We start from the raw sequence: 12,419 nt of genomic DNA on the forward strand, positions 1-12,419 counted from the left end.
GAAAAGCACTTGATTCTTGATTCTTTACAATCCTAAACAGAATATAACAAAGAAAAAGATAGCGGTTCTAATCTATACAGTTCTTCTTTTAATACTCGATTACAGAAACTTTCATCCTCAATCGCTATCGTCCAACTATTTTCTTCAAGAGGAATATCTAACGGTTTAGTCGTTTGGTTAAAAAGCAATAAGGCTTTCCTCCAATAAGAAGCACCATCTTTTATATCGGTGGTGGGAAGGTGCAACTTAAATCCTAGAGCGCCATCTGGTACCATCCATTCCATAAGCTCAGAAGAGCTCTCATGAAAAAGAGGCTGTGTTTTTCTTATTTTTATCAGCTGTTTGAAATAATCAACTTCTTTATGAAAAGACTCACATCGGTTCCAGTCAAACGCATTGATGGTATCTGGGAGGTTATAGCTGTTCTCTTCACCTTTCTTCGTTCGAAAACATTCTTGCCCAGCATGGATAAAAGGAACCCCTTGTGCAAAGATCGTAAACGCTAAGGCAAGCTGTTGCCTTTTCCTTCGCATGAGTTCATCTTCAAAAGCATGTCGAATAGACAAAAGGTCGTACAATGTATGATTGTCGTGGCATTCAGAATAATTTATGCTTTGTTCAGCTTTTATAAACGTATCATGCTGACCTGCATAACCCCTCATCACTTGCTTCATATGATGCTTAATTCGTTCATCATTATTTCCGTTAATAAACCCGCTCTGACCCGCAGGAAAAATACTGCCTTTAACATTATCCCGAAACGCATCATTGAAAAAAGAATAGGAAGGCATCTTCTTAGCAGATGATAGAGTAGCTTTCTTTTCTGGTGCTAAATTCGTATTTAAATCCCAGCCTTCTCCAAGTAAAAATACGCCAGGATTCAAAGATTTTAGTTTTTCAGCTGCTTGGTTCATCGTTTCAACATCATGAATACCCATCAGATCGAATCGAAACCCATCTACTTTATATTCACTCATCCAATACGTTAGCGCGTCTAAAATGAACTTACGCATCATTTTCCTTTCAGATGCTGTATCATTTCCTACTCCCGTTCCGTTAACCGGGTTTCCGCCATCATCATAACGAAAATAATAGCCAGGAACGAGCTTTTCGAATGGTGATTCTTCTCTTTTATAAACATGGTTGTAAACCACATCTAAAATAACAGAAAGCCCATTATGTTGAAGAGTGTATATCAATGTTTTTAATTCTTTTATTCTGCAGCTCGGATCATGAGGATTTGTTGCATACGATCCTTCTGGGGATAAGAAATGAACCGGATCATATCCCCAGTTATACGCTGAATCAGGCTTTGTCTCATCAACACTTCCAAAGTCTGCTACGGGCAACAATTGAACGTGAGTGATCCCGAGATTCTTCAAGTATTCCAATCCCGTATGGAACCCATTGGTTGTTTTTGTCCCCTGTTCTGTTAATCCTAAATACTTTCCTTTATTTAAGACACCACTATCAGAATGAATGGTTAGATCCCGAACATGAACTTCATAGATAAAACTGTCAGTTTTTGAACGAAGGTTTATCTTTTTTTCAGATCGATTCCATCCTTCAGGATCTGTTTCAGGTAGATGGATGACAACCGAATGCACGCCGTTTGCGGTAACAGACTTAGAATAAGGGTCTGTTGTTTCTATCCATTCATGGTTTACGTTTACGACAAACATATATTCTGTAAGATGATGATCTCCATCTAACGTAACCTGCCAAACTCCTCTTTCAGTCCGCGACATTTTTTGTTCAATAAAAGTACTCGAATGTTGAGGTTTATACTTAAGTATCATTGCAAAGGCAACAGGTGACCAAACTTTGAACGTCGTACTCTCTGGTGTGTAATTCGCTCCAAGACTGCTATCATCAAAATAGAGGCTATCAAACTTTTCCGTACGTACAATGCTACCGATCATTAAGGGAATTCTTGTTTCGTTAAATGTGACCCAATATCGATTTTTTAGATCAATCGGCATTCTCGTTCTGCATTTGTAGATCACCTGATCATGATAGTGTTCTTGTTTATCGATGGTTAATGGCTGTAATACCTTCTTTTCATCTACCAATGAAAGTGACGGGATGATCGAAAAGGGCTTATTGACTACAATGGTTATCATAGAAAAATCATCGATATATGCCGACATTGAAATGTGATCACCTTTCATTGACTTCACCCCTTTTTATCGCTATTACATCATATTGAACTTAAAATGGATTTGTTATTCTTTTATATAAAAAAGAGGCCCATCCCAAAAGTAAGATAGGATTACTTTTGGCAGCCTCACTCATTTGGGGAAGGTTACTAAAATGAGTTTATGATACCTTCACTCCGCGTTTAAATACTTATTCTTCATAATTCTCCCTGCAATTACGATTGCCGCATAAACGACGATAGGTACGATAATTCCAAGTATTAGTTGTTCATTGGTTACATCTAAGATCCAATTCTTCAAACCAGACTTCTTTTCGATCAACATTACCCAAAGGAATGCAAAAAGTGCAATATTAAAAAAATCTGTCCATTTCATTTCTTATTCCCCACTCATATTAAGAATTTATAATTTTACTGAAACCGAACCCGGTTGAACGTCAATACGAACCGGAGTGGTCCCTTTATACTCCCCATCGGCATGAATCGCTACTGATCTACGCGTTATAACTTCAATCTCTTTTCCTTTAAACTGGGAAACTCCTTGAACGTTAACATGACCACCCCAAAATACTGAAATAAAAAGCAATAAAAGTTTGAAGAGAGATAGATCATGTACAACACAAACTTCTAAAATTCCATCATTAGACTTGGCTGATGGACAAATTTTCATACCCCCTCCATAATAGGGCATGTTACCAACAGCTACAAGCCATACCTTGTTAAACAGATGTTCTTGTCCATCGATTCTAACTTCCATAGAATCAGGCACATAGAACTTTAGAACTTTAAACAACGTGAAAACATACGCAAGTGAACCTAATTTTAGTTTATGTAAATACTTTTTGTATGTCGCTTCATTTGTAAACTTTGCTACTTCTCCATCTAAACCAATCCCAACAGCACTGATAAAAGACTGGACTTTATTGCTCCTCCCTAACAGTTGAATGTTTCCGGAATCAATCTTCATCATTCGATTGCGTTTCAGATATAGAAGTTGTTTTTTTAACCCTTTAACATCTTTCGTTAGAACTCGAACGATATCATTGCCAGATCCTCCAGATATAAACCCTAAAGGAATGCTAAGATTTTCTTTCATACCGTTTACAACCTCGTGAATCGTACCGTCTCCACCTACAGCAATAACAGCTTTAATATCATCTTTGTTTATGTATGTGATCTTTTTAGCAATATCTGTAGCATGACCGCTATACTCCGTATAAAACGTTCTATAGCTTATCTCTTCCTCGTCCATTGCCTTTTTTAATTGATCGAATGTATGAATCGCTTTTGCGTTATTTGTATTAATTATAAAGAAATATTTTTTCATTCAGTGCGTCCTCGTATTATGTTTTTAGAAGTTATTCGACAAAATCTCTCAAATACCTTCAAAACGAAACTCAGACTCACTCGATAACGGATCTTTTCTGTATAGGGAGTTCGTTACACCTCGTTTAAGAAGTTCAGACACAAATTTTAATTGCTGACCTTTAATGGGTGCTGGATTTTGTTGCAGAAGGGCATGCCATTCATTAAAATTACGTTTATCTATATAGCTGACTCTTCTCCAATCACTCGTAAAATCAATAAATGCTTCAGGTGCAACAATACATGATTTTAAGGATAACTGTTTTTGATAATGCTCCCAAGCTTCTCGTACTAAAGATTGCATACGTTCGAGTCGAATAAAAGGATTCAATACGATTTCCTTCTGATCATGTCGAACATTTTTCCAAAAACGTTTATCATCAGCTTCTTGCCAAATTCCTTCTCCATTCATCCAGACGATCAGCCAGACCTCCGTTGGCCCAACTAATATAATATTTAGTTCCACTCCTGTATTCTTCACACGAAAGACAGGTTCATAAAATAAAAAATAGTTATCAGGAATTCCTTGGATGAGTAATCTTAGCGTTTCATCATGAAGATATTTTTCATCCCAGTTTGAGATCTCTTTTACAGTCGAAGTCGCCCAGTTCATCTGATGATGAAATAATTTTTCGCGAAATTCTTGAAGGGATCGCTTTCGATTTTCTGTTTTGTTTTGTTGTTGAAATGCTTTCCAGCGGTTTTCTTTAATTCGCATAAATAAAGATTGATAATGATACAAATTGTTTTCGTATCTTGATACATAATCATTTAATTTTACAAGCTGCGCCATAAGATCCCCCTCTCTTTTTCACTCTATAAGGAATAAGAGTGTATAACGTGGTATTTAGGCTGTTTCTCTACATGTGTTTCATAGAGAACAACTTCATCTGCAGTGAATTGAATGTTTTCGCCATATCGTCTCCACCATTGTTGTGAATCCACTAAATTATGGTCCGATTCTATATGTTTACGTGCAAGCGTAATATGTGGCGCATAAGGTCTTTTATCAAGTTGAAAACCTACCTTCTCACATACATAAGCCACTTGTTTTTGCAGAGTATATAAACAATGTTCATCTTCAACACCTGCCCAAAAGATCCTAGGGTGTTGTTCGTTTCCAAAGAAACCAAATTGGTTTATTTCAAGAGAAAAATCATTCTCTCTTACACTTATTTTTTCGTTAAGTAATTCATGAAGAACTTGAATCTTCTCTGATGAAGCAGCACCTAGAAAAGCTAAAGTGATATGAAAGTCATCAGGATGTACCCAAGTTTTAAAATGATGTTCATTTCTTATGTGGCTACAGATTCTCTCTAGCTTCGTTTTGGTCTCATCAGGAAGCTTGACTGCTAAAAAATAATGCCTTTGCATACTTCTCACACACCTTTATTTATTTTATCAAAGAATACATGGAATCATCTGCTTTTTTCCCGCGTGACTTATTTGTTATAATTGAATCAGCAAGGAAAAGGAGTGCCGTTTATGAGAGTTGTTACAAATATCGCGGATTTAATCGGTGATACACCTATCGTAAAGTTAAACCGTCTTCCTCATCAAGAGGGAGCCGATGTATATGTGAAACTAGAGTATTACAACCCTAGTCGAAGCCTAAAAGACCGCGCTGCTTATAATATGATTATTGATGCAGAACAGAAAGGTCTATTGAAAGAAGGCTCTACTATAATTGAACCTACTTCTGGAAATACAGGGATTGGACTCGCTATGAATGCGGCCGCTAGAGGTTATTCTTCCATTATTGTGATGCCTGATACGATGACTGAAGAAAGAATTAATCTTTTAAAAGCATATGGAGCAAAAGTGGTACTAACTCCTGGAGATGAAAAGATGCCTGGAGCGATTAAAAAGGCAAGAGAGCTTGCAGAGGAAATTCCAAACAGTTATATGCCCATGCAATTTGAGAACCCTTCAAATCCTGATGCGCACAGAGGAAGTACAGCGATTGAGATTAAAGAAGCCATTGAAGAATTAAACAAACCCTTTACTGCCTTTATCGCACCTGCTGGTACAGGAGGAACTATTACTGGAACGGGTGAACAGCTTAAAACGTTTTTTCCGGATTTAACGGTTCATGTCGTAGAACCTAAAGGGTCCCCTGTTCTTTCGGGAGGAAAGCCTGGGAAACATAAGCTTGTAGGTACAAGTCCTGGTTTCATCCCACCGATCTTAAATCAAAAAGTCTATGATGAGATTGTTCAAGTTAACGATGAGGACGCGTATACGATCACGAGACGTCTAGCATCAGAAGAAGGCATTCTGGTAGGTCCATCATCAGGAGCAGCTGTTTATGCCGCTTTAAAAATAGCGGAGAAACGCAAAAAAGGTGAAGTCGTAATCTGTATGACGTGTGACTCCGGAGAACGTTATTTATCGAGTGATCTGTTTCAATTTGAATAATAGACAAAAGCATCCCAAACAGAATTGGGATGCTTTTTTTTACATTGTTGCTCATGATAGTGGTTGTTAACCATTTAAAGAGATCTTTGAATGAGTATTCGACCTTGCACTTCCATCTTTGTAAGAATTAAGACCATGAACAATCCTAAAAATGATAAAGCACCAAAAAATAAATACGTATAAAAGATAGTGTATTTATCAAAGATCACACCGCCGACAAACGTACAAAACCAAGAGCCTAAACCATTTCCTACTGCTGTGTATAAGGAAACAGCTGTTGCTCGAACTTCTACCGGTGTATACGTTCGCACATATTCCATAGCAGCTGGGATGAACAGACCAACTGAAAATCCTTGTACGACAGTTGTCATTAGTACGATTTGATAGGATGGCTCAAAAAAATAAAAGGTCCAACGAACAGCAGATACAGTGGCTGCAAAGACCATAATATGCATCATACCCCACCTTTTTATGGTGAGTCCTGCAAACTTCATAAATGGCGCTTCACTTCCTGCTGCGATTAAGAAAGCTAGTCCAACCCCTGCTAAAGTTCCTCCTGTTTCTTGAATATAAAACCCAAAGTAAAAATTATTAGCAAAAATAGGACCAAATACTAAGAAAGTAGCAGAAAGAAAGACTAGATACGAAGGCATCCTTACCAGTTGTCCAATACCTTTTCTAAGATCTGTACGGAGCGATTGGTTATCTTTCGGCATCTTGATTACAAATAAGATACAAAGAAGAAGAACCGAAGTAAACATATAGAAAATTACTTGAACCCCTATGGAATCAGAAAGCCTTCCTGCAATAAATACGGCTATAGCAAAGCCAATTGCCCCGAAAAGTCTGTAATTTCCGTATTGCTTGTTCTCTTTTTGTACGTAATTTAAAAGAATGCTGTCTGAAACAGGGACTAACGCACTCTGCATAAATGAAAACGCGATAAGGATACCGATTAACCACAAGTAGGACTCAAAAAGATAAATGCTATAGCCTAGCCCAGCTGTTAGAAGCAAAGAAAGAACTAAAACGGACCTTGGACGCCTTGAATAATCTGTAACTACACCCCATAGAGGCTGAGCAAAGATCATTACGACTGGACTGATGGACATTAATGTACCAATTTCTGTCCCACTGAGACCTACTGAATCTTTAAAATAAACACCTAATAACGGAAATAAACTCCCTAGACCAAAAAAACTTAATAGGTAAAAGCCTTTTAGACTGAGAGAGGTTTGATCGAACGATTTATTCATGATGTACCCTCTCTTACATGCTATTTAGCTAGTTCGTAAATGGCTTGTGCATATATGGCAGAAGCTAGAAGTAAGTCTTCTACAAACATGTGTTCATCCTTTTGGTGAGCCACATCTTCTCTTCCTGGGAACAGTGCACCAAAAGCAACTCCTGTTTCCAACGATCGTGCATAAGTACCACCGCCAATAGCCATCAATTCACCTTTTTTCCCCGTTTGATCTTCGTAAACCTTTTGAAGTGTCTTAATCAATGGATGATTTTCTTCTACATAGTTAGGTGGGTTGTTTTCAATGATTCTCATCGACCAATCATCGGTTTTCGCTCTTGTTGATAATGTATTTTCGATTTTCTTACTATCGTGTGTAACCGGATAGCGTATGTTTAACCCTACTTTCCCTCCTTCTGTAAGGTCATACGACAGAATTCCAGCATTGACCGTTAGTTTACCGCTTGCTTCATCTTCTGCAGCAATATCTAGCTTATGTCCTGTATATTCGCCCGTTAGCTCGTCCAACAAGTGGAGAAACGACTTGGCTGTTCCAGTGAAAGAAAGAGTGTTCAAAAATTCACCAAGCATAAGTCCAGCGTTCGTCCCCATGTCTGGTGTACTTCCATGGGCCGATTTGCCTTTAACTTTTAGAATTAAAGCATCCCCTTCCATTTGAACTTGGTACTCTATTGCAGATTTTTGACCATATGCTTCAAATGAATGTTGAATTTCCTCTAGATCGCTTCCTTGAATTTTAGCTTCTGCGTAATCTGGAACCATATTTAAACGTTGGCCCGATGTAAAGGAAAGTAATTGAAGGCTATTTCTTTCTTCCTTTTGATCGTTGTCTAGACGAAACTCCACATCAAAGATTCCTTTTTCCGCAGATATGATCGGAAAATCCGCATCAGGTGCAAATCCGATCGCTGGCATCTCTTCTTTCGTAAAGTAATGTCTCACACATCGCCAGTTACTTTCTTCATCACAACCAATGATCATACGAACCTTTTTCGATAATGGAAGCTTTAATTCCTGGATAATTTTCATTCCATAAAAGGCTGCCATCGTAGGTCCTTTATCATCAATCGCCCCTCGTGCAAAGATTTTCCCATCCTTAACTTCTGCTCCAAAAGGCTCTAAAGACCATCCATCACCAGGAGGTACGACATCAACATGGCAAAGAACACCTACGATGTCGTCACCGTTTCCAATCTCGATGTGTCCTGCATATCCGTCTACATTTTTAACGATCATTCCACTGTCTTTTCCAAGGTCTAACATATACGTTAAAGCTTTTTCTATCTCGGGACCAAAAGGAGCTCCTTCTTTAGCATTTTCTTCATCGAGCAGACTAGGAATGCGCAATAGCCCTTTTATATCCTCCATAAGCTGTTTCTTTCTCAATTCAACTTCTTCTTTCCAATTGATGTGATTCATCACTTACACCCTTTCTAAATAAATTTGCTCCTTGCGTTTGTCTTTTCAAAAGGTCAGATAATCGATTCGTATACATCTTTGCTGCATATGATATAGAGGCGTGCATCATCACGAATTGTTTGATCTAACTTCTTATTTATCGATAGATCGTTGCCGTCCGCAATTAGTGTAGCACCTTGCTTCAACAAACTGTCAAAAGCATCTTTGTATGTTACCCATTCCGCTCGTTTGCGTACTTCAAATAGATTTTCTCCTTCTTTATGTGAAAGAAGCTGTGTGTAGATCTCTGTAATCCCCTTAGAAAAAGCGGATCGCACAGCCATACGTGAAACCGTTTCGTGACTTAAGACAAACTCATCTACTTTAGCATGCCTAAAGTTTTTAATATGTTCCTCTTTTTTGATCTCAACCGTACTATGTATGTGAGGAGTTAAACGTTCTACGGATGTTACGATCAACAGTGTTTTCCCATCAGCAAGTGCTGAATCATGAATGGAATCATCTGAGAATACAAGTACTGATTTGGCTTCTTTTAAATTTGCTTGTACGAGAGTCCCTTCTATTGATGGATCACCTTGAACGTAATGAACATTTTGGTGTGTAATGGGTGTAACAGGCAGGTTATCAATAAGAACTACTTCTAGGTAGGGATGAGTTTCTATAATCTCACTAACAGCATATTTTGCTTTTTCAGACCACCCTATAATAACGAAATGATTTTTACCTTTAAAAGTCAACCTTCCTTCCTCCTTTCGTTTACGATGAGCTCCTAATGCTTCTACCAGTTTCCCAATAGCCAGACCAGCAATACCAATACCGATCAAAAAGATGAAGATCGCATAGATTCTTCCTGCTGTAGACACTGGATAGTAATCGCCATAACCTACCGTTGTAACAGTGGTCATAACATACCATAAGGCATCAAACCAGTTAGGGAATGTTTTTGGCTCTAACAGATGCATAACGACTGACGAAAAAATGACAATAAAAAAGGCGAAAGAAAAAATCCCAAACTTATTTAAGACGATAAGTCTATTCATCAGTTTTTGTAATATATACACCTCATCGCTCCTAACGTAATTTTTTTAATAACCCTATTATTGTACCTTATTCCCATGTAAATGGTTAGATGGTTTCGCTTTCTCAGGAATTATGGAATATTGACAAATATAGATTTTAGTGTATAATGGTGCCAAATAGGAGGTGTAGTGTTGGGTTAACTGACAATTTTCCTCTATATCTATATATTTAGGATCATATGTTCGTTATGAGGTTTTGCTGCCTGGCCGCACAGACATCTTTTTGAACGTTACTATTACATCTAATGGCTGATGCAGCGGAGAACCAATACGGATTCTTCGCTTTTTTTTATAAAAAAGGATGGGTCTTATGAATTAAATAGAATGTAATACAACATTCATATTTCATTAACTTTAGACTGGTATCATATAGTGTGTTAACAACTATCTAAATAACAAGGAGTGGTTTTTTGAGTCCTTCAACTGACAGAATGTTGAATCGTGTGAAAGCCCTGTATTTGTTTATTCGCAAGAAAGGTACTGTAACAACACGAGAACTAGTTGAAGAATTTGGAACTACGCAGCGCACCATTCAGAGAGATCTTAACGTCCTCTCTTATAACAATTTAGTAACAAGTCCTGCCCGCGGTATGTGGGAAACGACAGGCAAAAAAGTTAAAGTATCTTAAAAAGATATAATAAATTTTCGGATAAGCTATTTCATTAAATAATCCCCGCTAATTAATTAGCGGGGACTTTTTTTGATATTGATAATAAATTTTAAAGTTCGTCCTTGTTATCTCTTAAGAGCAGATCAGGGGTTCTTTCAATATTCCATTCACGGCTTTCCCAATTTGGAGTGCCTGAGACAGGCATATACTTATCATCATGACCGAATAAGTTTTTCCAAAAACCTTCCGCTAAAGAAAATCCAATAACCTGCTGACGGTCTGTATCAATGATCAGATCTTTTATCTTTCCAATTTTTTCACCATCTTGATCTATTACATTCCAATCTTTTATGCCCATATAAGAATAACACTCTTTTGGTTCATCTCTTTGAAGTTCATTTCCTGAGAACACGAGTTTGTCTTCATCAAATTCTTTCACTTGATGCCAAGGGATAAAAAAGGTTTCTTTCGTATAGTTCTGATTAGCAGCAAGGTTAGAACTTCCTGTAAACGGAGTGTGTTGTGTACCGATACCTGACGTGGCAGCAACAACTGTTTCCATATGCTTATCTGAGGGAATCTCTTCACGCTGATAGATTCCGTTGTCAACAGTGTACGTAAAATAACATAAGCGATGGTCGTACATATTAAATAGAATGTCGTTAATTTTATGCTGTGTTTCTTCAGTAGAAATCGTATGATTTTGAGCTTTAGCACCCATTAACTTTTCTGCAGATAATTTCATTGGTATACATCTCCTTTTTATTGGAAGATACCCCTTATAAATTATTCAAAAACATCCTCTTTTAAAGAAAGTAAGGATAGTTCTTCTTCTCTAAGCTCTCGATACATTCCTAACTCAAGGGTTTCATCAAGCTTTAGTTGTCCCATCTGAATTCTTTTCAAGAAAATGACCTTTCTGCCGATTGCCTCGAACATTCTTTTCACTTGATGAAACTTTCCTTCAGTTATGGTTAGTTCAATTTCTGATTCATCGTTATCATTGGTCAATATTTTTAAAAAAGCAGGCTTTGTCTTATACCCATCATCTAAGATGACACCCTCTTTAAAGTTTTCAAGAGCATCGTCTGGGATTGATCCATTTATTTTTGCGTAATAGGTCTTAGGAACATGTTTTTTAGGTGATAACAAAGAGTGTGATAACTGACCATCATTCGTTAATATCAATAATCCCTCAGTATCAATATCTAATCTCCCAACAGGAAATGGTTCAAAATTCTGATCTTCCATATAAAGAAGATCTATTACCGTTTCATGCCTAGAGTCTTCAGTCGCCGAGATGACCCCTTGAGGCTTGTTCATCATTAAATAGATGAACTCCTTATAAACAGCTTCTTCACCATGAACCAAAACGTTATCAATATCCGGGTTTGCTTGAGTTTTTGCATCCTTTACAACCTCACCGTTCAACGTAACTGCACCTGATTTTAGTAATTGCTTTACTTCTTTTCTACTTCCAAAGCCTGTGTTTGATAACCATTTATCAATTCTCATGAAATACCTCCTGCAATAATGATCTTTTTTTCCTATATTATTGTAAAAAATTGATTGATTTTTGAAGAAACAGGGTAATTTAGTACTATAGGAGGAATTGGAATGAAAAGGAAAATAGGTCTTCTAGCAACTGCACGAAAAAAAGCTTCTACCCCTTCTGCAGCTATAGATTTATACATAAGTCCCTTATTCGTTAAGTCTGTTCAATACGCACAAAACCATTATGATGATTTTTACTTTTTTAGTGCAAAAGAAGGACTCGTAACGAAAGACCAATACATTGAACCGTATAATGTTTCTATCAAAAATTTTTCGACATCTGAAAAACGGGAATGGGCTCATCAAGTGATACAAGACCTAGAACAAAACATCAAGCCTTCTCAATGTAAGATTTATATTCATGGCGGTTGGGTATACCGTGAATTCTTACAGCCCGCCCTTGAAAGAGCAGGATTTCAATTTGAAGTTCCGCTCGAAGGATACAGCATCGGTAATCAACTTAAATGGTACGATGAACAGAATCAATCCAAAAAATGAAGACTACCGCAGAAAAAGAAGGCTTTTTTTACCAGCCTTCTTTTTTCTTATGC

At 37.4% G+C, this 12,419-nt stretch carries 13 protein-coding genes; 3 read left to right on the forward strand and 10 right to left on the reverse strand.

The window, feature by feature from the left end:
* Positions 1–32: 32 nt before the first annotated feature.
* The 5 genes from pulA to thpR all read right to left on the reverse strand — a co-directional run bounded on the left by pulA (position 33) and on the right by thpR (position 4,897).
* On the reverse strand, positions 33–2,171 hold the full coding sequence (gene pulA / locus I5J82_RS12145; RefSeq protein WP_198768051.1) for a type I pullulanase: 2,139 nt from the start codon (positions 2,169–2,171) through the stop codon (positions 33–35).
* Between the two features lie 159 nt (positions 2,172–2,330).
* Positions 2,331–2,534 (reverse strand): hypothetical protein, encoded by a 204-nt coding sequence (locus tag I5J82_RS12150; protein WP_198768052.1) that lies wholly within the window; start codon positions 2,532–2,534, stop codon positions 2,331–2,333.
* A gap of 27 nt (positions 2,535–2,561) precedes the next feature.
* Entirely contained in the window at positions 2,562–3,485 is a 924-nt protein-coding gene (locus tag I5J82_RS12155; protein ID WP_198768053.1) for a diacylglycerol/lipid kinase family protein, read from the reverse strand.
* 48 nt (positions 3,486–3,533) lie between these two features.
* Positions 3,534–4,316, reverse strand: a complete 783-nt coding sequence (locus tag I5J82_RS12160) for a hypothetical protein (protein ID WP_198768054.1) — start codon at positions 4,314–4,316, stop codon at positions 3,534–3,536.
* Positions 4,317–4,339: 23 nt separating this feature from the next.
* Positions 4,340–4,897, reverse strand: a complete 558-nt coding sequence (gene thpR / locus I5J82_RS12165; RefSeq protein WP_198768055.1) for an RNA 2',3'-cyclic phosphodiesterase — start codon at positions 4,895–4,897, stop codon at positions 4,340–4,342.
* A gap of 111 nt (positions 4,898–5,008) precedes the next feature.
* On the opposite strand from thpR, the gene cysK reads away from it, so the two are divergent.
* Positions 5,009–5,941 carry a cysteine synthase A gene (gene cysK, locus I5J82_RS12170; RefSeq protein WP_198768056.1) on the forward strand — a complete coding sequence of 311 codons (933 nt, stop codon included), beginning with the start codon at positions 5,009–5,011 and terminating at the stop codon, positions 5,939–5,941.
* A gap of 74 nt (positions 5,942–6,015) precedes the next feature.
* On the opposite strand, the gene I5J82_RS12175 is transcribed toward cysK, so the two are convergent.
* From I5J82_RS12175 to I5J82_RS12185, 3 genes are read right to left on the reverse strand one after another with little or no spacing between them, the layout of a single operon-like run.
* Positions 6,016–7,197: an MFS transporter gene (locus tag I5J82_RS12175; RefSeq protein ID WP_198768057.1), complete on the reverse strand. Its 1,182-nt coding sequence runs from the start codon at positions 7,195–7,197 to the stop codon at positions 6,016–6,018.
* A 20-nt stretch (positions 7,198–7,217) separates the two neighbouring features.
* Complete coding sequence (pepV, locus tag I5J82_RS12180) at positions 7,218–8,624, reverse strand: dipeptidase PepV (RefSeq protein ID WP_198768058.1); 1,407 nt, start codon at positions 8,622–8,624, stop codon at positions 7,218–7,220.
* 53 nt (positions 8,625–8,677) lie between these two features.
* Positions 8,678–9,685, reverse strand: a complete 1,008-nt coding sequence (locus I5J82_RS12185) for an ion channel (protein ID WP_198768059.1) — start codon at positions 9,683–9,685, stop codon at positions 8,678–8,680.
* 428 nt (positions 9,686–10,113) lie between these two features.
* On the opposite strand from I5J82_RS12185, the gene I5J82_RS12190 reads away from it, so the two are divergent.
* Complete coding sequence (locus I5J82_RS12190) at positions 10,114–10,332, forward strand: DeoR family transcriptional regulator (protein ID WP_066243921.1); 219 nt, start codon at positions 10,114–10,116, stop codon at positions 10,330–10,332.
* Between the two features lie 91 nt (positions 10,333–10,423).
* On the opposite strand, the gene I5J82_RS12195 is transcribed toward I5J82_RS12190, so the two are convergent.
* Positions 10,424–11,059 carry a PRC-barrel domain-containing protein gene (locus I5J82_RS12195; RefSeq protein ID WP_198768060.1) on the reverse strand — a complete coding sequence of 212 codons (636 nt, stop codon included), beginning with the start codon at positions 11,057–11,059 and terminating at the stop codon, positions 10,424–10,426.
* Positions 11,060–11,100: 41 nt separating this feature from the next.
* On the reverse strand, positions 11,101–11,829 hold the full coding sequence (locus I5J82_RS12200; protein WP_198768061.1) for a pseudouridine synthase: 729 nt from the start codon (positions 11,827–11,829) through the stop codon (positions 11,101–11,103).
* A 102-nt stretch (positions 11,830–11,931) separates the two neighbouring features.
* Here I5J82_RS12200 and I5J82_RS12205 point away from each other — a divergent pair, with 102 nt between their 5' ends.
* Complete coding sequence (locus I5J82_RS12205) at positions 11,932–12,366, forward strand: DUF6884 domain-containing protein (RefSeq protein WP_198768062.1); 435 nt, start codon at positions 11,932–11,934, stop codon at positions 12,364–12,366.
* The last annotated feature ends 53 nt before the right edge of the window (positions 12,367–12,419 follow it).

Origin of the sequence: Fictibacillus halophilus (genome assembly GCF_016401385.1) — a bacterium.
Taxonomy (GTDB): domain Bacteria; phylum Bacillota; class Bacilli; order Bacillales; family Fictibacillaceae; genus Fictibacillus; species Fictibacillus halophilus.

Coding starts and splice junctions, on each gene's coding strand:
- pulA (WP_198768051.1), bottom strand. CDS start 2,171: ATGAAAGGTGATCACATTTCAATGTCGGCATATATCGATGATTTTTCT.
- I5J82_RS12150 (WP_198768052.1), bottom strand. CDS start 2,534: ATGAAATGGACAGATTTTTTTAATATTGCACTTTTTGCATTCCTTTGG.
- I5J82_RS12155 (WP_198768053.1), bottom strand. CDS start 3,485: ATGAAAAAATATTTCTTTATAATTAATACAAATAACGCAAAAGCGATT.
- I5J82_RS12160 (WP_198768054.1), bottom strand. CDS start 4,316: ATGGCGCAGCTTGTAAAATTAAATGATTATGTATCAAGATACGAAAAC.
- thpR (WP_198768055.1), bottom strand. CDS start 4,897: ATGCAAAGGCATTATTTTTTAGCAGTCAAGCTTCCTGATGAGACCAAA.
- cysK (WP_198768056.1), top strand. CDS start 5,009: ATGAGAGTTGTTACAAATATCGCGGATTTAATCGGTGATACACCTATC.
- I5J82_RS12175 (WP_198768057.1), bottom strand. CDS start 7,197: ATGAATAAATCGTTCGATCAAACCTCTCTCAGTCTAAAAGGCTTTTAC.
- pepV (WP_198768058.1), bottom strand. CDS start 8,624: ATGAATCACATCAATTGGAAAGAAGAAGTTGAATTGAGAAAGAAACAG.
- I5J82_RS12195 (WP_198768060.1), bottom strand. CDS start 11,059: ATGAAATTATCTGCAGAAAAGTTAATGGGTGCTAAAGCTCAAAATCAT.
- I5J82_RS12200 (WP_198768061.1), bottom strand. CDS start 11,829: ATGAGAATTGATAAATGGTTATCAAACACAGGCTTTGGAAGTAGAAAA.
- I5J82_RS12205 (WP_198768062.1), top strand. CDS start 11,932: ATGAAAAGGAAAATAGGTCTTCTAGCAACTGCACGAAAAAAAGCTTCT.